Source organism: Taklimakanibacter deserti (genome assembly GCA_003574785.1).
In genome coordinates this window covers 137,698-154,922 of the sequence record QORU01000003.1, presented here as the reverse complement: position 1 = coordinate 154,922, position 17,225 = coordinate 137,698, and the positions used below count along the sequence as shown (strand labels likewise).

Below are 17,225 nucleotides of genomic sequence, written 5' to 3'. Positions count from 1 at the left end.
GTTCGCCAAGTGTATAAAGGAGGATATGCACATGAACATACATGTCGCCGAGCGCGCCCTTTGGACGGCGCCATTTGCCAAGAGCTACGACAACTTCATCGGTGGACGATGGGTGGCACCCCAGGCCGGCCGTTACTTCGACAATATCTCGCCGATCACCGGCAAGCCTGTGTGCCAGGTCGCCCGCTCCGATGCTGCCGATATGGAGCTCGCGCTCGACGCCGCCCATGCGGCCAAGGAGGCCTGGGGCCGCACTTCGCCGGCCGAGCGGTCGGTCATTCTCAACAGGATCGCCGATGTGATGGAGGCCAACCTTGACCTCCTCGCCACCGCCGAGACCTGGGACAACGGCAAGCCGATCCGGGAGACAAAAGCCGCCGACATTCCCCTCGCGATCGATCATTTCCGCTATTTCGCCGGCTGCATCCGCGCGCAGGAAGGATCGATCGCCGAGATCGATCACGATACCATGGCCTATCATTTCCACGAACCTCTGGGCGTGGTCGGCCAGATCATTCCCTGGAACTTTCCGATCCTGATGGCTGTTTGGAAACTCGCTCCCGCGCTTGCGGCGGGCAATTGCGTGGTGCTGAAGCCGGCCGAGCAGACACCCGCCTCGATCATGGTGCTCATCGAGCTCATCGCCGATCTGCTGCCCGCGGGCGTGGTCAATGTCGTCAACGGTTATGGAATTGAAGCTGGAAAGCCGCTTGCCTCGTCCAAGCGCATCGCCAAGATCGCCTTCACCGGCGAGACCTCGACCGGTCGGCTCATCATGCAATATGCCAGCGAGAACCTCATCCCGGTGACGCTGGAGCTGGGCGGCAAGTCGCCCAACATATTCTTTGCCGATGTCGCCGCTCATGACGATGACTTCTTCGACAAGGCGATCGAGGGATTTGTCATGTTCGCGCTTAATCAGGGCGAGGTCTGCACGTGCCCGTCGCGTGCCCTAATCCATGAAAGCATCTATGACTGCTTCATGGACCGGGCCCTCGCCCGGGTCGCGCAGATCGTCCAGGGCAACCCGCTCGATGCTGCCACGATGATCGGTGCCCAGGCGAGCGCCGGGCAGCAGGAAAAGATCCTGCGCTATCTCCAAATCGGCCGCGACGAGGGTGCTGAGGTCCTCGCCGGCGGCGGTGCCGCGCAGCTCGAGGGCGAGCTTGCCGGGGGATACTACATCCAGCCGACCGTATTCCGGGGACACAACAAGATGCGGATCTTCCAGGAGGAGATTTTTGGTCCGGTCGTTTCCACCACCACCTTCAGCACGGCGGAAGAGGCGCTTTCCATCGCCAATGAGACATCCTACGGCCTTGGCGCCGGGGTTTGGAGCCGCGATGCCAATACCTGCTACCGTTTCGGCCGGGCGATCCAGGCCGGTCGCGTGTGGACGAACTGCTATCACGCCTACCCGGCTCACGCCGCTTTCGGCGGCTATAAGCAATCCGGCATCGGACGCGAGACACACAAGATGATGCTGGACCACTATCAGCAGACCAAGAATCTCCTGGTCAGCTACAGCCCGAAGAAACTGGGCTTCTTTTAGCAAGCACGGCGCGGTCGGCCTTCCCTGGCGGACCGCGTCGATTCGGCTGTCCGCTTCCCTGGATTGATTCAGGTCAATGCAGGGTCGGGATCATCCTTGCAGTCTTATTGCCTATTTGGGAGCGAGGATGACCATGACGACATATGATGAAATCTACTTGGTGATGGTAGTTGCGGCGTTTCTGTTGTTTGGTACGACACTATACATCGTGACCTGGTTGAATCGCCGATGATTCAGGGTCTTTGCTGCAAAAGTCGATGAGGAATCGGTGAATGCGATACGGCAGAGAGGTCCGCATGTCGTATTTGGCTCGGATCCCGGTCGCCGGGATTTTCTTGGTTCTGATCCTTTCAAATGCTTCCGGCGCCGGCAATGCTGAGCCATCGCCCGAGGCGGATTTCCGCATGTCGTGCTCGAGCTGCCATGGCGAAGATGGGCGAGGCGGAGGAGGAAAGGCCTTTGGCCTGAGCGCAGAGCCGCCAGATCTGACCACGCTGAGCCGTCGCAATGGCGGCGTCTTTCCGCGGGAAAGACTGCGCCGCATTATCGATGGCCGCGAAGACATCAAGGTTCATGGCGACCGTGAGATGCCGGTATGGGGGCAGTTGTTCAAGCTGGATGCCGAAGAGGGTTTGGGCGGAGCCGAGGGCGATGAAGCCGCTATCGAACAGCGAATAGAGGCTCTGATAGATTTCATCGAGTCACTGCAAAATTGAAGAGCAGCCATCCGTCAGAAATGCTCACCTGAACGGAATGGCCCTACTCGGGTCGATGCTGCGACCAGATAGGCCGTCGACCAGCCAATGACCAAGAAACCATTGACCGCTTCCAACGCCGAGAAGAGACGCCACCTTTCAGACGGCAGCACATCGCCAAGTCCAAGAGTCGAGAAAGTCACGGTGGAGAAATAGAGTGCCGTCTCGATGTCACTGAAGGCACCCACCAAGAGATAACAGATAGCCCAAAGCCATACCTCGAGTGTCAGAATGCCGAACAGACCCAGCACCACCGTCACGATCGCCACCACACGGCTCCTGCGACCATGCATCCGGAAATGACCCACAAGCCACGCCATGGCGTGGGTGACGCCGATGAGGCCCGCAGTGTGGATGAAAACGGTGGTCAGGATGACAGCCGTTCCGGCGGCAAGGTTTGACAACATCCTAAGCGATGTCCTCTACAGTTCCCGGCCTTGCCAGAGCCGGCCATTCTTTTCGTCGCGTATCATCCGCCTGGCGCAGCAGACCGAGGATTCCTGAGGTTCTCCTGCGCCCATTCGACTATCCGGCGCGTATCCATGACGCCTGTGTGACGGGCGAGGATCTTGCTTTTCCAAATGAGCAGCAGCGTCGGTATCGAGCGGATTTCGAGCTTGGCCGATAGAGATCGGGCATCATCGAAGTTGACCTTGAGCAGGCGCAGCTCAGGCTCGAGGAGCCGCGCTGCCTGGCCGAACATGGGAGCCATGGCTCGACACGGGCCGCACCAGGGCGCCCAGACATCGACCAGCAACGGTATCTCGTTACGCGCGGCATGGCGCTCGAAAGTTGCTTCGTCGACCTCGAACGGAACGCCGGCAAACAGGGCCTGGTGACATTTGGCGCATTGCGCCTGGTGCGCGGGCCTGTTCGCGGCAAGGCGGTTCACCTGACCACAATGGCCGCAGACAATGTGGCGGCTGCCTTCCATTGAACCTTTAAGCCCCCTGCCCTCTCGATTCAGCGGGCAATTGTCACCGTGCAATGGGCGCGCCGCGCCACATCGGCCGCTACAGACCCAAGCACAAGCCTCGATATGCTGCCCTTGTCGCCCGTCCCGACGACGATGTGATCGATCTTCTGCTCGTCGGCATATTGCACGATGCCGGAATCCGCTTCGCGGCTGAGGATCGCGACTTCATGGACATCCTTGACACCCGCCAAACGCGCCTTTTCAACCGCACTGCTGGTAATCTTTTTGGCGTCCGCCTCGCTATAGGAATAAAGCACCGGCCCGCGCATTCCGCCCATTGCGACGTTCACCATGGCAATCGTCAATTCCGCCTTGCTCATGATCGCGAGGTGAATGGCGTAGGCCACCGCAAGCTTCGAATGTTCCGTATCGTCGGTTGCCACAAGTATGTGTCTATCCATGTTCAGCTCCCATCCTTCAGTTAAGCGCGGCCTGAGAATTGCTCTTTTACCGGCGTGAAGCTTTGATCCGGGTCAAATTGGGGTACGTCTCACGGTATCCGAAAGTTTTCCCGCAAGTGGGAGTGCCGGGTCCAGGTTGGTTTGATCCGCGTCAAAGGTTCGCAGCGCTGATGGAGGTAATGGTTAGCCAGCCAAGACGGAGAGAGGCATGTGCGGCATTCGCGCGATACTGGTGCTGTGCTGGTTTGTCCAACTCAGCATTGTCGGACATGCTCAGGCAGTTGTGCCTGACGTGCCGAGCTTGGCGCCCATGCTGGAGCGTGTCCTGCCGGGCATCGTCAGCATTGCATCCCACGGGCGTGCGCCAAATGAACAGGATCAGCTTCTGTCCGATCCTTATGTCCGAAAGTTCTTCGGGTTACCCGAGAATGCCGATCCAGGTCAGCATGAGTTCTGGAGCGCCGGCTCAGGCGTGATCGTCGATGTCCAGGAAGGCTATGTGCTGACCAGCCGGCATGTCGTCGAGAGCGCCGACGACATAACCGTAGTCCTGATGGATGGCCACCGCCTTGCCGCCACTATCCTCGGTGTTGACGATCCGACGGATCTTGCAGTCATCCAGGTTGGACCGAACGGTCTTGTCGCCCCTACCCTTGGCGATTCCGACCGCATCAGGGTTGGAGACTATGTAGTCGCCGTCGGCAATCCCTTCGCGCTGGGACAGACCGTTACGCTCGGCATCGTCAGCGGCCTGCGCCGGCATGGTCCGGGGATGAGAGAGTACGAAGACTACATTCAGACCGACGCCTTGATAAATCCCGGGAATTCGGGTGGCGCATTGGTCAATCTCAGCGGTCAAGTCATCGGGATCAACAACATGGTGTTTGCCCCTTCAGGCAGCAGCAGCGGCATCGGCTTTGCCATTCCGATCAACGTCGCACGTGACGTCATGCGCGAGCTCATCAGGCGTAAGAAGGCGACTAGCACATCCGGCAAAGTCGAAAATTAGCCCGCGAGACTGCAACTCTTGATCAGGATCAATACGGCCAGCTCCGTCATAGTATTCTGTATGTGACACGGCCTATATGCAGAATTGGAGGTGCGATCATGAATGACAAAGAGCTGAGACAAAGTTCTCCGCTGTCATTCGCGTCGTAATATCGTATATGGACAATGATCTCCTCATTCATCATTTATCCATTGCCCGTCGTCATGTTGAGCAAGGGCGCCGCCATATTGCCAAGCAGGAGGAGATCATTGCCAAGCTGGAGGCGCACGGCTTGGACTCATCCAACGCGAGAAACCTGCTTGCGTTGTTTGAAGATACTCTGAAGCTTCATATCGCCCATTGCGCCAGACTAGAAGACGCACTGAAGGCCATGGAGGCGCCGCAGCAATGGCATCAAAGTGAGGCAGCCCGACCAGAAGCTTCAATTCCACTGGCTTCTAAGAGATTGCCACGCGCCGTCATCGCGGGCTAGCTTTACCTTTGAAGACGGCCAGGATCTCATCAAGCGTTCCTCGACATCCACTCTTCAATCCTTCCGCTCATTATCGCCCGCCTTACTACTCAAATGGTCAACCACTCTCTTTACGCCGGGGACCCCCTCGGCGGCAGCCACAACCGCTTGCCGTTGGGTCTCCGCCTCGACATCGCCCAAGATTTCCACGACGCCGTCTCTTACACATAAGTCGATGTGAGCGAGAGGTGCCCAGGGCTCCCGCGTATATATTGCAAGAATTGCCCGTTTGATATCCTCATCGCTATGCTCTTCCTGTGATATGCGCCTCGCATTCCTGACGAAGGATTCGAGGATATTCCTGCGCGTGATGATGCCGCTGAATTTTTTCCCGCTGGTGACTGGCAGCTGCTTGAAGCCATGGCGCTCAAAGAGCCGAATCGCGTCTTCGATCAGAGTCTCCTCGTCGACCGATACACAGTTCTTGGTCATGAGCTCGCGGACATATCCGCCATGCGAGCGGACAAAGTCGGCGGCCATCTTTTCGACGCCGACTTTTACGGTGGCAAATCCCGGGTACTTGCGATCCGTTCCCGCCTCCCAGCGGCGCATCAGGTCGCCTTCCGTAATAATGCCGACCAGTTGGTCGCCGCTTACCACCGGCAGAGCCGAGACATTTGCTGAAAGCATGGCTTCGGCCGCATCCAGCAGCCGGGCGGCCGGTGAAGTCGCCACCGGCAACCTCGTCATTATCTCGAGCACTTTCATGGCAAGCTCTCCTGCCGCGTTGGTTCAATGGGAGAACAGCACTGGACACTTCATGTCTTTGAGCACGGACCGGGTGGCACCCCCCAGGATGAACTCGCGCAACCGGGCGTGACCATAGGCGCCCATGACGATGAGATCGATTTCACGCGTCTCTGCCCTTTCGAGGAGAACCTTACCGGCTTCGCGCGAGCTATCGAGATCAATGGCACGGGCACGGACGCCATGGCGGAGAAGGGTTCTTACCAGGCCTTCCCGACGTGTCTCGGTTCGCGATCGATGTTCTGAATCGGTACCCGCGAAAGCGACCAGGACCTCATCGGCATGGTGAAGCAACGGGATGCTGTCAAAGATAGCGCGGGCCGCCTCTCGCGAGCCATTCCAACCAACAAGGATCCGGTCAAGCGCCAATCCGCCATGGCTGTTGGCCGGCACTACAAGCGTTGGCCGCCCGGACCCGATCAACAGCCGCTCGGAAAAATCGGCGCCAAGCGCGCGATTGCTGGCAGGACTCGAATAGCCGACGATCACCAGGTCAGCTTCCCTGGATTCCTCAACAACCGTGGCTGCAATATGAGGCTCCAGCGCCTCGACGACGCGAAACTCTCCTTGAATTCCGTCTTTCAAGATCGTGTTCTCGAAGGCTGTCTTTATCGCCTCTTCCTGCTGTTTGAAGTATACCCGAAGTTCATCGTTCTCGACGGGGAGAACCTGGATTTCAGAGCCTACCAGCAGCTCGACCGCTGGAATAACATAGAGGCCGATGACATGGGCCTCGTCCTTGCGGGCGATAGAGGCCGCGACGCTCAGGACAGAGCGCAACTGGGAGACCTCGTTCAGACTGACAAGGATGGTTTTGTAGGTCATGTGTCTCATTCCTCAAGGTGGCATGCCGCAACATAGCCTTTGAGGGTCGAACGAAGGTTGACCTGGGTCAAAGATGGCGATCAGGGTCGTCGTTGGTTGAAAAATGCCTGGATTGGCCGAGCTCTTACGGGGCCCGACCTCGATCCGCTCTACCCACCCATTTGCCAGCCAGCTTCAGGTATGATCGCTTGACAGCGGCCCAGGCAATGCGGTGCGCTGCTTCTTCCTGACGCGGGTCCCCCGCATGGGCGACGAAAGCGTGATTGAAAGCCTCGCGATAGATGTCCTGCGCATGCTCAGGAAGATTCCACTGCACAGATTGGGGAAGATCGGCATTGATCACATAGGGCATCGCGGATCCTCCTACCGATCGAGCACGAGCCTGATCTCAACGAGATTTGAACGGGCGCGTAAGATGTAGAACCCGAGCGCGGTCAGATGGGAAGGCATTAGCCAACCGGATTCCGCGCCATTTGAGACGATGAAGGGCTGAAGATCGAGCGCGCCGCGCATCTGGCGCTCCGCCGTTCGCCACAGTTCGGAAAGGCGGCGCTGGGCTATCACATCCTGGAAGTCAAGATGGGCGGCTCGCAGAATCCCATAATAGGCATAGAGCTGGCCGTAGGCAAACCAGAAGCGGTCATCGGCGCGTGTGTCGAACCACCCGCTATTATAGCGCTCCGCGCGCTCTCGCAGGACGGCCGAGGTCCCCCCAATATCATTGGCAATGCGATCGATGAATTGGATGAGATTGTCGGCGCGCGGGTCGAACACCGCCAGGCATCTTTCCAGCCTGTCATTGAAAGCACGCAGGTCCCTCATCGCGGAACGGTAAAAGCTCGGCGTCGGCGTCTTGGGACCGAACGGGTGAACGCCGAAATACCACGTATACTCATCGAACTGCAGATTCCCACGGGCATCCTGCAAATTCGGATCTGCCTGGGAAGTGCCACGCACACGGGCCAGAGTATCGACGAGCTCGACCGTGGTTCGTCTCAGGGCTTGGTTCACGCCCCTTTGGAACGCCGCCTTGTTGTCGAAGAAGGGCGTCGCGTCCCAATCAAGCCCGAAAAGCCCAATCTTATAGAGGACCATCGATGAAGCCCAATCGTTCTGATTGACGTTGAAGTCGATGAGATCGGCTGTCACGTCGACGATGGCGGAGCGTCGGCAAACCTCCTTTTCCTTGATCGTGCCGCCTTGCGTCACTCCCCCGCCTCCCCCCGATGCCGGAGCACCGCTGCTGAGCTGATAGTCAGGATTAAAGTCTGTCCAGCGCTGCGTGCTCCAGAAGAAATGAGCGTAAAGCGCAACGAGGCCCAAAACCGCTACTGCGAGAAGCCCGGCGGCCAGGAACCCCTTTCTCCGTACGGGCGCGCCAATCGCCATGGTCTGCCCGCCGGCGGGCCTGAACCAACGCCTGGCGCCGTCAAGAAGTCCCTCAGCAATGGCCAGCGGATTCATCATGATACCCTTCCCGGCTACAGCCGAGCCGACGCGCGTGCCGTCCTTGAGCGACGGAATGACCATGAAACTATCGACTTGGAAGGCCTATGAGTTGATCTGCGTCAAAAGCCACGCACCGTGTCTTCAAGGCGCTAGCGAGTCAGACTGTCGATATATGCTGTAATCGCCGCGGCTTGGTCTGCGGTCATTTGAAATTCGGGCATCGCCGGATGCCCGACAACGATGCCTTCCACAAGGGCTTCCTCGAGATCAGATGCCTTATAGATGCGCGCAACGACGCGAAATGCCGGTGCTTCAACGAAGGGGCTATCGCCCGTACGTCCTATACTGTGGCACCGCTGGCAATTCGCTTCCGCGATCAAGCGCCCTGTCTCGAGCAAAGTTGCGTCCGCCAGCGCGTGACGAGCAGCGATTGCCACGAACAGAAAGAGAAGAAATCCAGACTTCAGCAGCATATCTCGGCCCTCGGACAGGATCTACATGGACATTTCAGGCTCGGCCACACGCTCCTTGGCCTGCTCCGGAACATCAGTCATGGTCGCTTCCGTGAGCAGCAATACGCTTGCGACTGACACTGCGTTCTCCAACGCAATGCGGACGACCTTTGTCGGATCGATGATGCCGGCCGCGATCAAGTCGACATATTCCTTGCGGCCCGCGTCGAATCCGAAATTGCCCTTGCCCTCGATCATCTTCGCGACCACCACGCCGCCATCGACGGCGGAATTCTCGGCAATCTGACGCACCGGCGCCTCCAGCGCCCGCCTCAGGATCTGAGCGCCAGTGCGTTCATCGCCTTCGCAAGTCTTCTCTTCTTCAGCGACCGGAGCGATGCATTTCAGCAAGGCAAGCCCCCCGCCGGGAACTATACCTTCAGCAACCGCGGCCTTTGTCGCGCTTATGGCGTCATCCAAGGCTTCTTTCTTGGACTTCATTTCCGCTTCCGTCGGCGCCCCGGCCCGGATCACAGCCACACCTCCCGCGAGCTTCGCCAGCCGTTCCTTCAACTTGTCACGATCATAGTCGCTTGTCGTATCCTCGATTTCCCGGCGCAGCTGGTCTGAGCGGTTCTTGATGGCACCCGTATCGCCAGCGCCGCCGATGATCGTCGTCTGATCCTTGTCGATAACCACGCGCTTCGCCCGGCCGAGCTGCTCCATCGTCACATTCTCTAGCTTCACACCAAGATCCTCGGAGATCACCTGCGCGCCTGTCAGGATCGCAATATCCTGCAGTATGGCCTTGCGCCTGTCGCCGAATGCGGGCGCCTTGACCGCGCAATTACGGAAAGTGCCGCGCACGTGATTGAGCACCAGGGTCGCCAATGCTTCCCCTTCCACTTCCTCCGCGATTACCAGGAGCGTCCCCCCAGCCTTCGCCACTGCCTCCAAGAGCTTGATCAGATCGTGAAGCGTCGAAATCTTCTTATCGACAAGAAGAACCATCGGATCGTCCAGGACCGCCTCCATCTTCTCCGGATCGGTGACGAAGTACGGGGAGAGAAAGCCGCGATCGAACTGCATGCCTTCGACGACCTCCATCGTCGTTTCCGTGGTCTTTGACTCCTCGACGGTGATCACGCCTTCTCCGCCCACCTTCTCCATGGCCTCGCCAATAAGCTTGCCGATCGCCGGATCATTGTGAGCCGAGATCGTGGCCACCTGCTCCTTCTCAAGCCTGGTCTTGACCGGACGGGAGATCTCCCGCAGCGTCCTGGTCGCGCGCAGCAAAGCCCTGTCCAGGCCACGCTTTATATCGATGGCGCTGGCGCCCGCGACCACGTTCCGCACCCCGTCGGCAAATATCGCATGTGCGAGAATCGTCGATGTGCTCGTCCCGTCGCCGACCATGTCACCGGTCTTTTCGGCCGCCTGGCGCAGCATGCGGGCGCCGAGATTCTCCTCAGGGTCCTTGAGATCGAATTCCTTTGCTATGGTCACGCCGTCATTGCAGACCACGGGTGCCCCCCACTTCTTCTCGATCAATACTGACTTCGAACGGGGGCCAAGCGTAACGCGGACAGCATCCGCCAGCTGCGTCGCGCCACGAAGAATTTTTTCCCGCGCCGCCGAGCGGAAGAGCACTTGCTTGTGGGCCATGGCTTTACCTTCCCGATGGATTCTGCATGGTGATGTGTACCTAACTCCATTTCAGAGCAGGTTGACCCAGATCAAATCCCTCGTTTTCTCCAGAGACGGGCGGCACAGCTTGATCGAGATCAAGGAAAATTGGCCCAAGAGCCATCATTCTATCTTTTATTGATGAAAGGAGGACATTATGACCGTCACCAAATTGCCCGTAACAAAGGAAGCCAAGCTAAGCAGGCCGGAGCCTGCAACGTGGCACCCGCTGCTGAGCTTGCAACGCGAAATCAACCAGATCTTCGATCAGTTTGATCGCGGTTGGCGCCCGTTCTCTCAACGCTTCCTTTATGACACCGAGCCGTCCAGCAGAGTCTACGCCATGTGGTCTTCGCCGGCCGTCGACATCGTTGACACCGAGAAGGCTTACGAAATCACGGTCGAGGTTCCTGGCATGACTCCCGAAAACCTCGAAGTGAAGGCCGTAAACGGCAGGCTTGTCATCAAAGGCGAGAAGAAGGAATCGAAGCAGGAGAAGCGCGGCGACACTGAACTGTCCGAGCGGTGCTACGGCGCTTTCGAACGCAGTTTCCAGCTCCCGGAGGGCGTTGACAGCGGCAAGATCGAAGCCACTCTTGAGGCCGGTGTCCTGACTGTTCTTCTGCCCAAGAGCATCGAGGTGCAGAAATCCGCCAAGAAGATCGAAGTGAAGGCGGCCTGATTCAGCGGCGACGATCCGGCCGCTCACTGCCTGGAGCGCGAGCATACGCCCCCGTTGCTTCGCGCTCCAGGAACCGTTTCCAAGGCGGTCTGGTTGGTGGATCCATCAGCTTCCGGGAACAGGAGTTGGCCCTGGTGCCTTCATCAGCAGATAGGAACCGCAACGGAATTCGAATATGTGCGAAGCGAAGCTTTCCTCACCCTGAGTTTCGTCTATCCTTCGAACCGGCCGGCCTGCCAGCTTCACACCTGAAAAGTTATAATTCAGGGGATCTTCCATCAGGCGCAACCTGCTCGCCAGCTCGGCTATGGCTTGCCGCGGCCATAGGGTGACGTCGAAGGCCAGGATATCAGGGTTAAGGATGCTCGCGCTTGAGCGGCGGCACATGGCGCTGTCCGACTTGTCAAACTTCTCGCTGCTGGACAGCTGTCTGGCAGGATCCACACCGTTGAAGTCTATACTGCTGCACATCATTCCGGCGGCAACGCGGCCGTGATCGAATGATATGGCCAGGAGCGCCGTATTGTCGTCTTCGGCGCGGAGGTTGCCTGCCTGGAGAAGTAGGAGTCCTGCTGAGGTCCAGGTCATCAAGATGCCGCGAAGGAACGCCTTAAGCATGGCAAAAGTCTAGGCCATATGCGATAGATCACTTTGATCTGCGTCAAGACTTGGATTCCTCAATCATCATATTGATATCCCAGAATTGGTTTCCGGACTCTCTTGGAGCTTCAATGTCTGTTCGTTCCGTGTCAGGCTACACTGGCTTCCAGATAGGCCTGCACTGGCTTATCGCGGCGCTGGTCGTTCTCCAACTGATCTTTGGAGAGTCCATCGCTGAGCAAATTGAAGCCGCTGAGAACGGCACCACCGCATCGGCCTTTGATCAATTCTTTGGCGGAGTGCACTATTGGGCCGGAATTGCGATCCTTGCTTTTGTCGCTGCGAGAGTGTGGTTGCGAGTGATCGCCGGCGCGCCACCCGCGCCGCAAGCAGGATGGATGGCCACGGCTGCGAAGCTCAGCCATGCCGTATTCTACGTGCTTCTGATCCTGATGCCGATTACCGGATTTCTTGCATTCTATGTCGGCGATCCTTTCGGCGAGCTTCACGAGCTCGGGAAACCGATCCTGATCATACTCATCGCGGTTCACGTCGGCGCCTCCCTCTATCATCAGTTCTGGCTCAAGGACGGCACGTTGCGGAGAATGTTCGTGCCCCGCAGCCAGTAAAGCATCCTGTCCTCTGCGAACGGAGCTTCAAATGACCGTGCAAACAACGAAATCAGCCTTTGGCAACCACCTGCCGGCAGAGTTCGAAGCCATCGATGCCTACTGGCGCGCGGCAAACTATCTGACCGTCGGGCAAATCTACCTGCTCGACAATCCGCTGTTGCGCGAGCCCTTGCGCCTCGAGCATGTCAAGCCCCGGCTGCTCGGACACTGGGGCACCTCGCCTGGTCTCAATTTCATCTATGCCCATCTGAACAGGATCATTCGCCAACGGGACGCCAATCTGATCTATGTCTGCGGCCCGGGCCATGGCGGCCCGGCGATGGTTGCCAATACGTATCTCGAAGGGACCTATAGCGAGCTCTATCCGGACGTACCCCTTAACGAAGATGGGATGCGCAAGCTCTTCCGCCAGTTTTCCTTTCCCGGAGGAATTCCGAGCCACGCGGCGCCTGACGTCCCAGGCTCCATCCATGAAGGGGGTGAGCTCGGCTACGCCCTGTCTCATGCCTTTGGCGCGGCATTCGACAATCCGGAACTCGTCGTTGCCTGCGTGGTTGGCGACGGAGAAGCAGAGACCGGCCCGCTGGCAACGGCGTGGCATTCCAACAAGTTCCTCAATCCGAAGCGCGATGGCGCGGTGCTGCCCATCCTGCATCTCAATGGCTACAAGATTGCCAATCCGACGATACTGGCGCGCATCCCGCCTGATGAACTGAGCGCGCTCTTCATTGGCTATGGCTATGAACCTCTTTTCGTCGAGGGCGACGACCCGGCCGTGATGCATGGGCAAATGGCAGTTGCGCTCGATGAAGCCTTCGATCGGATACGAGCCGTCCAAAGCGTTGCGCGCCGGAGAACGGACGAAACTCACTCGCGACCGAAGTGGCCAATGATCATCCTGCGGAGCCCCAAGGGTTGGACCGGCCCGAAGCTGGTCGATGGGCTCAAGACCGAGGGCTTCTGGCGATCGCACCAGGTGCCGTTGTCCGGGCTTGCGGACAATCCGGAGCATCTTGAGCTTCTCGAAGACTGGCTCAGCAGTTATCGGCCGGAGGAACTGTTCGACGACAGCGGCGCCCCGCGGGCTTTCATTCGCGCGACGGCTCCCCAAGACTCGCGGCGAATGAGCGCCAACCCGCATGCCAATGGCGGCCTGCTGCGCAAACCCCTCCTTCTCCCTGACCTGCATGAACATGCTGTGGTCGTGAATGGGGCAGGCACGCGAAAGGCCGAATCCACCAGGGCCATGGGCCGATATTTGCGTGACGTACTGAAGTTGAATGCGCCCACGAATAATTTTCGCATCGTCGGCCCGGATGAGACGGCTTCAAACCGCCTCCAGGATGTCTTCGAGGTGACCGACAGAGCCTGGATGGAGACGGTCCGCGCCGAAGACATCGCTCTCGGGCGAGAAGGCAGAGTGCTCGAAATCCTGTCCGAACATACCTGTCAGGGCTGGCTCGAAGGCTACATCCTGACAGGCCGGCATGGGTTCTTCTCCTGCTACGAAGCGTTCATCCACATCGTCGATTCGATGTTCAACCAGCACGCAAAGTGGCTGGACGCTTGCCGCGAAATTACGTGGCGGCAGCCAATCTCGTCACTGAACTACTTGTTGTCGAGCCATGTCTGGCATCAGGAGCACAATGGGTTCAGTCACCAGGATCCAGGCTTCATCGACGTCGCGCTCAACAAGAAAGCCGATATTGTCCGTGTCTATCTGCCGCCCGACGCCAACACGCTGCTTTGGGTCACCAATCACGTCCTGCGCACCTGGAACAGGATCAATATCATCGTAGCCGGAAAGCCGCCTTCGTGGCAGTGGCTGGCGATGGACGATGCGATCAGTCATTGTCAATCGGGGATCGGCATATGGGAGTGGGCCTCGACCGCCAATGGCAAAGAGCCGGACGTGGTCCTGGCCTGCGCCGGCGATGCGCCAACGCTTGAAACGCTTGCCGCCGTCCAGATTCTTAAGGAACACGCACCGCAATTGAAGATTAGGGTCGTCAATGTCATCGACCTGATGACGCTGCTGCCGAAACAGGTCCATCCCCATGGACTCTCGGACGGCGAATTCGACAGCCTGTTCACGACGAGCAAGCCCGTCATTTTCGCCTATCATGGCTACCCCGCGACGATACACAGGCTGACCTACCGCCGCACAAATCATCCCAACATCCATGTGCGCGGCTACAACGAGGAAGGGACAACGACCACGCCTTTCGATATGACCGTGCTCAATGGCCTGGACAGGTTTCACCTCGTCCAAAGCGTGCTCAACTGGATTCCGGAACTCCAAACTGCACGAGCCGACCTGAAGCGACTGATGGACCACAAGCTCGAGCAGCATCAAGCCTATATCCGCGAGCACGGCCAAGATATGCCTGAAATCCGCGAGTGGCGTTGGCGAGGTTAGCGCCGCCATTCCGGACCAATTGGACGTTTTGTCACTTTGATCCTGGTCAAGATTCGGATCGCGAATGACGACTATGAAGGGAGCGTAATTCCAAGATTGACTGCCTTGGGAGCATGAGGTCAGGCGCATGGGTCAGCTTGCTTTCCTGGACGAGGACAGATTGTTTGACGGACAGTGCATCCGGTTCACGGGCTTCGACAGCACGGACGAGGTTACCTGCGGAGTGACGGTTGCGGCGCTCAAGGCGTGCGATCCTGGCTTGCAGCGTCATGGTCTCGTGCCCGCGGAGGTCTTCCTGGCTTCATTCGACGGGCTGTTGGTCGCGATCCACGATGCCGCGCGCCGGAAATACGACCGCGGCGAATTCGAATCCGAAGGCGACCTGCGGATCATGGTTCATCGCCGCGATCTGTCGCCCTGAAGCCCTATGCCGGCCAGAGTCGAGTGTCATTGTCACTGTTTGAGGCACGATGTCGAGCGAGTTCCAGCTTGAGTTCGGGGATCATAGAGGCGGAGAGCACGCCAGCCTTTCGCCGCATGCCGTCGGCCAATACATGGTTCGCGCGGTGCCTGTGGCCCGTAGCCACGAGACGGCTGGTACCGTTCGAGCCCGCCTGGCAGGGCAGAAGTTCGATGACGCCGCGCATGTCTTCGTGACCACTGATGACGGCGTGCTGTCGGGAATAGCCAGTCTCACCAGTCTCATCGGTGCCCACGCGGAACTACCGATGGGCCAGCTCATGATTCCTGCATCCGGCCATGTCGTCACCGCCGACACGGACCGGGAGGATGCGGCAAGTCTGGCTATCCGCCGGGAGGCCGGCGCGCTCGCGGTCACGACCCGCGACGGGCGGCTTATCGGCGCGATCCCGGCCACGGCGCTCATGTCGATCCTGCGGGACGAGCATCTCGAGGACCTGCATCACATGGCCGGCATCCTGGGCAAGTCGGAGGCGGCACAGAAAGCGCTTTCCGCGTCTCCGTTGCGGCGCGCGATCTTCCGGTTGCCCTGGATCCTGATCGGCCTCGCTGGCAGTGCGCTGTTCACCACCATCATGACGCGCTTTGAGGCTCCGCTTTCGGCCCATATCGCCGTCGCCTTCTTCGTACCTGCGCTCGTCTATCTGACCGACTCGATCGGAACCCAAGCAGAAACTGTCGTCATCAGAACATTGTCGCTGACAGGCGCGCCCCTGACGCCTCTATTCGCAGCGGAGTTTGCAACCAGCCTGATCTTGGGGTTTGTCCTATCCAGCCTTGCCTTGCCGCTCGTGTGGCTATCCTTCGGCAACTCCATGCTTGCATTGGCAGTAGCCATCTCTCTCTTTTTTGCCACCGCCGTCGCAACCGGCCTTGGCGTCCTTCTTCCATGGACTTTTGACCGCTTGGGCTTTGATCCGGCGCTGAGCAGCGGCCCGATTGCCACCGTGTTTCAGGATGCCTCGACATTGATCATCTATCTGGCAACGGCCGCGACACTGTTGGCCAGCTGATGCAGCCGGAGAGCGCGCGGACATACATTCTCCGACCTTGACAATTCCCAAATCTCACGCTCATGCACACAATCTCAATAGGGCGAGCAAATTTTTCTCTTCGCCAACGACTTCGCCGTGCCGATTACAAAGAGCCGTGTTTTGCCCGCCAGTTTCCTGCAGTTACCTACCGGTGGTGCTGCCGAGGGGCCCGCCGCATTACGGACCTTTCGTCTGGAGCCCTTCCAGATACTTGACGATGGCCATGATCCGCTGCTCGACCTCCCGCTCCGCAGCTTTCGCCGTATCGAGCGACGTACTGTCTTCGACGGCCTCATCCATGAGCCAATCTCCCCAGATCGGCATTTCGCGTGAGCCGTGCGACTCGGTCATCTTGAGACCGAGGATCCAGTCGTAGACCGCCTTCTCGTCGAATACACCATGCGCCCGCTCTCGAATGCGCGTGAGGTCCGGCGGAATCTTCGTGAGATTCTTCGCCAAGGGGCCGTTGCCCTTGGCATCGGCATTATGGCAGTCGGCGCAGAGCTCCAGGAAGTCACGATGGGCGCTGTCGGAACCCGCATTTGCGGTATCAACCTGGTAGATCAGGGCTATGAGTGCAGCGGCGAAAGGAAGGGGATGGAAGTGCATCGGAGCTATCCAGGCCTGGCTAGTCGGGAGCGGAAGCTGCAGAGACGCTGGCGATAATCGCCATGATGCAGAGGACGAAGTAGGCGATCGAGGCGATCGTCAATCCGTGCCAGAAAACCCCCGTCTGCGACCAGATAACGACAATCCAATAGAGCTCGGCAAAGAACGGGGCGATAAAGGTAATGAGCGCTGCGACATAGCCTGAGGCCAGGAAAGCCAGGATCGTCGCATAAAGGTGGATTATGCCACCCGCCACCGAACATATCATGATGGACGTCCCTGCCATGGCCAGAGACAGCTTCAGCAATAGCTCGCGGAACCTACTCGATCCCAGCGTCAGGGGCTGCGCGCCATCTTTTCTTGCTGCACACATTTGAACCAGTCGACCTTGCGAAATACCAACCTG

Annotated in this window: 21 protein-coding genes; 9 read left to right on the top strand and 12 right to left on the bottom strand. The window is 58.6% G+C overall.

Annotated elements, in window-relative coordinates; all coding sequences use genetic code 11:
* Positions 1-31: 31 nt before the first annotated feature.
* Both adh and DS839_RS06835 read left to right on the top strand, forming a co-directional pair.
* Positions 32-1,552 carry an aldehyde dehydrogenase gene (gene adh / locus DS839_RS06840; protein WP_119269555.1) on the top strand — a complete coding sequence of 507 codons (1,521 nt, stop codon included), beginning with the start codon at positions 32-34 and terminating at the stop codon, positions 1,550-1,552.
* A 296-nt stretch (positions 1,553-1,848) separates the two neighbouring features.
* Positions 1,849-2,268 (top strand): c-type cytochrome, encoded by a 420-nt coding sequence (locus DS839_RS06835; RefSeq protein ID WP_162918347.1) that lies wholly within the window; start codon positions 1,849-1,851, stop codon positions 2,266-2,268.
* 14 nt (positions 2,269-2,282) lie between these two features.
* Here DS839_RS06835 and DS839_RS06830 read toward each other — a convergent pair whose 3' ends face one another.
* From DS839_RS06830 to DS839_RS06820, 3 genes are all read right to left on the bottom strand, one after another.
* The gene (locus DS839_RS06830; RefSeq protein WP_119269553.1) at positions 2,283-2,714 is read right to left on the bottom strand and encodes an ion channel; all 432 of its coding nucleotides are present in this window, start codon (positions 2,712-2,714) and stop codon (positions 2,283-2,285) included.
* A gap of 62 nt (positions 2,715-2,776) precedes the next feature.
* The gene (locus DS839_RS06825; RefSeq protein WP_119269552.1) at positions 2,777-3,241 is read right to left on the bottom strand and encodes a thioredoxin family protein; all 465 of its coding nucleotides are present in this window, start codon (positions 3,239-3,241) and stop codon (positions 2,777-2,779) included.
* 29 nt (positions 3,242-3,270) lie between these two features.
* A complete protein-coding gene (locus DS839_RS06820; RefSeq protein ID WP_119269551.1) occupies positions 3,271-3,684 on the bottom strand; it encodes a universal stress protein in 414 nt (137 codons plus the stop codon).
* A gap of 208 nt (positions 3,685-3,892) precedes the next feature.
* Between DS839_RS06820 and DS839_RS06815 the strand changes: the two genes are divergently transcribed.
* Complete coding sequence (locus tag DS839_RS06815; RefSeq protein WP_119269550.1) at positions 3,893-4,693, top strand: trypsin-like peptidase domain-containing protein; 801 nt, start codon at positions 3,893-3,895, stop codon at positions 4,691-4,693.
* 157 nt (positions 4,694-4,850) lie between these two features.
* The gene (locus tag DS839_RS36340; protein ID WP_162918346.1) at positions 4,851-5,165 is read left to right on the top strand and encodes a hypothetical protein; all 315 of its coding nucleotides are present in this window, start codon (positions 4,851-4,853) and stop codon (positions 5,163-5,165) included.
* Positions 5,166-5,219: 54 nt separating this feature from the next.
* Here the strand turns inward: DS839_RS36340 and DS839_RS06810 are convergent, their stop codons facing one another.
* From DS839_RS06810 to groL, 6 genes are all read right to left on the bottom strand, one after another.
* Entirely contained in the window at positions 5,220-5,912 is a 693-nt protein-coding gene (locus tag DS839_RS06810; protein WP_119269549.1) for a CBS domain-containing protein, read from the bottom strand.
* Positions 5,913-5,936: 24 nt separating this feature from the next.
* Positions 5,937-6,776: a universal stress protein gene (locus tag DS839_RS36880; RefSeq protein ID WP_368911286.1), complete on the bottom strand. Its 840-nt coding sequence runs from the start codon at positions 6,774-6,776 to the stop codon at positions 5,937-5,939.
* A 124-nt stretch (positions 6,777-6,900) separates the two neighbouring features.
* Positions 6,901-7,128, bottom strand: a complete 228-nt coding sequence (locus DS839_RS06800; RefSeq protein WP_119269547.1) for a ChaB family protein — start codon at positions 7,126-7,128, stop codon at positions 6,901-6,903.
* A gap of 11 nt (positions 7,129-7,139) precedes the next feature.
* Positions 7,140-8,306 carry a DUF2333 family protein gene (locus tag DS839_RS06795; RefSeq protein ID WP_368911284.1) on the bottom strand — a complete coding sequence of 389 codons (1,167 nt, stop codon included), beginning with the start codon at positions 8,304-8,306 and terminating at the stop codon, positions 7,140-7,142.
* 68 nt (positions 8,307-8,374) lie between these two features.
* Positions 8,375-8,698, bottom strand: coding sequence for a c-type cytochrome (locus tag DS839_RS06790; protein ID WP_119269546.1), 324 nt, complete (start codon positions 8,696-8,698; stop codon positions 8,375-8,377).
* Between the two features lie 21 nt (positions 8,699-8,719).
* On the bottom strand, positions 8,720-10,342 hold the full coding sequence (gene groL, locus DS839_RS06785) for a chaperonin GroEL (RefSeq protein WP_119269545.1): 1,623 nt from the start codon (positions 10,340-10,342) through the stop codon (positions 8,720-8,722).
* A 178-nt stretch (positions 10,343-10,520) separates the two neighbouring features.
* Here groL and DS839_RS06780 point away from each other — a divergent pair, with 178 nt between their 5' ends.
* Complete coding sequence (locus tag DS839_RS06780; protein ID WP_119269544.1) at positions 10,521-11,045, top strand: Hsp20/alpha crystallin family protein; 525 nt, start codon at positions 10,521-10,523, stop codon at positions 11,043-11,045.
* A 105-nt stretch (positions 11,046-11,150) separates the two neighbouring features.
* On the opposite strand, the gene DS839_RS06775 is transcribed toward DS839_RS06780, so the two are convergent.
* Entirely contained in the window at positions 11,151-11,663 is a 513-nt protein-coding gene (locus DS839_RS06775) for a hypothetical protein (RefSeq protein WP_119269543.1), read from the bottom strand.
* A 113-nt stretch (positions 11,664-11,776) separates the two neighbouring features.
* On the opposite strand from DS839_RS06775, the gene DS839_RS06770 reads away from it, so the two are divergent.
* The 4 genes from DS839_RS06770 (at position 11,777) to DS839_RS06755 (ending at position 16,189) form a co-directional block, all read left to right on the top strand.
* Positions 11,777-12,274 (top strand): cytochrome b, encoded by a 498-nt coding sequence (locus tag DS839_RS06770; RefSeq protein ID WP_119269542.1) that lies wholly within the window; start codon positions 11,777-11,779, stop codon positions 12,272-12,274.
* Positions 12,275-12,305: 31 nt separating this feature from the next.
* Positions 12,306-14,696: a phosphoketolase family protein gene (locus DS839_RS06765; protein WP_119269541.1), complete on the top strand. Its 2,391-nt coding sequence runs from the start codon at positions 12,306-12,308 to the stop codon at positions 14,694-14,696.
* Between the two features lie 127 nt (positions 14,697-14,823).
* Complete coding sequence (locus DS839_RS06760; protein ID WP_119269540.1) at positions 14,824-15,117, top strand: DUF1488 family protein; 294 nt, start codon at positions 14,824-14,826, stop codon at positions 15,115-15,117.
* Positions 15,118-15,166: 49 nt separating this feature from the next.
* Entirely contained in the window at positions 15,167-16,189 is a 1,023-nt protein-coding gene (locus DS839_RS06755) for a magnesium transporter (RefSeq protein ID WP_119269539.1), read from the top strand.
* 198 nt (positions 16,190-16,387) lie between these two features.
* Here DS839_RS06755 and DS839_RS06750 read toward each other — a convergent pair whose 3' ends face one another.
* Positions 16,388-16,819: a c-type cytochrome gene (locus DS839_RS06750; protein WP_119269538.1), complete on the bottom strand. Its 432-nt coding sequence runs from the start codon at positions 16,817-16,819 to the stop codon at positions 16,388-16,390.
* 19 nt (positions 16,820-16,838) lie between these two features.
* Complete coding sequence (locus DS839_RS06745; RefSeq protein ID WP_162918345.1) at positions 16,839-17,075, bottom strand: hypothetical protein; 237 nt, start codon at positions 17,073-17,075, stop codon at positions 16,839-16,841.
* Between the last annotated feature and the right edge of the window lie 150 nt (positions 17,076-17,225).

Excerpts from the sequence above, each read along its gene's own strand:
- adh (WP_119269555.1), top strand. The coding sequence starts at position 32 with ATGAACATACATGTCGCCGAGCGCGCCCTTTGGACGGCGCCATTTGCC.
- DS839_RS06820 (WP_119269551.1), bottom strand. The coding sequence starts at position 3,684 with ATGGATAGACACATACTTGTGGCAACCGACGATACGGAACATTCGAAG.
- DS839_RS06800 (WP_119269547.1), bottom strand. The coding sequence starts at position 7,128 with ATGCCCTATGTGATCAATGCCGATCTTCCCCAATCTGTGCAGTGGAAT.
- DS839_RS06795 (WP_368911284.1), bottom strand. The coding sequence starts at position 8,306 with ATGGTCATTCCGTCGCTCAAGGACGGCACGCGCGTCGGCTCGGCTGTA.
- DS839_RS06790 (WP_119269546.1), bottom strand. The coding sequence starts at position 8,698 with ATGCTGCTGAAGTCTGGATTTCTTCTCTTTCTGTTCGTGGCAATCGCT.
- DS839_RS06755 (WP_119269539.1), top strand. The coding sequence starts at position 15,167 with ATGTCGAGCGAGTTCCAGCTTGAGTTCGGGGATCATAGAGGCGGAGAG.
- groL (WP_119269545.1), bottom strand. The coding sequence starts at position 10,342 with ATGGCCCACAAGCAAGTGCTCTTCCGCTCGGCGGCGCGGGAAAAAATT.
- DS839_RS06765 (WP_119269541.1), top strand. The coding sequence starts at position 12,306 with ATGACCGTGCAAACAACGAAATCAGCCTTTGGCAACCACCTGCCGGCA.
- DS839_RS06770 (WP_119269542.1), top strand. The coding sequence starts at position 11,777 with ATGTCTGTTCGTTCCGTGTCAGGCTACACTGGCTTCCAGATAGGCCTG.
- DS839_RS06750 (WP_119269538.1), bottom strand. The coding sequence starts at position 16,819 with ATGCACTTCCATCCCCTTCCTTTCGCCGCTGCACTCATAGCCCTGATC.
- DS839_RS06780 (WP_119269544.1), top strand. The coding sequence starts at position 10,521 with ATGACCGTCACCAAATTGCCCGTAACAAAGGAAGCCAAGCTAAGCAGG.
- DS839_RS06760 (WP_119269540.1), top strand. The coding sequence starts at position 14,824 with ATGGGTCAGCTTGCTTTCCTGGACGAGGACAGATTGTTTGACGGACAG.
- DS839_RS06835 (WP_162918347.1), top strand. The coding sequence starts at position 1,849 with ATGTCGTATTTGGCTCGGATCCCGGTCGCCGGGATTTTCTTGGTTCTG.
- DS839_RS06825 (WP_119269552.1), bottom strand. The coding sequence starts at position 3,241 with ATGGAAGGCAGCCGCCACATTGTCTGCGGCCATTGTGGTCAGGTGAAC.
- DS839_RS06815 (WP_119269550.1), top strand. The coding sequence starts at position 3,893 with ATGTGCGGCATTCGCGCGATACTGGTGCTGTGCTGGTTTGTCCAACTC.
- DS839_RS06830 (WP_119269553.1), bottom strand. The coding sequence starts at position 2,714 with ATGTTGTCAAACCTTGCCGCCGGAACGGCTGTCATCCTGACCACCGTT.
- DS839_RS06775 (WP_119269543.1), bottom strand. The coding sequence starts at position 11,663 with ATGCTTAAGGCGTTCCTTCGCGGCATCTTGATGACCTGGACCTCAGCA.
- DS839_RS06810 (WP_119269549.1), bottom strand. The coding sequence starts at position 5,912 with ATGAAAGTGCTCGAGATAATGACGAGGTTGCCGGTGGCGACTTCACCG.
- DS839_RS36880 (WP_368911286.1), bottom strand. The coding sequence starts at position 6,776 with ATGACCTACAAAACCATCCTTGTCAGTCTGAACGAGGTCTCCCAGTTG.
- DS839_RS36340 (WP_162918346.1), top strand. The coding sequence starts at position 4,851 with ATGGACAATGATCTCCTCATTCATCATTTATCCATTGCCCGTCGTCAT.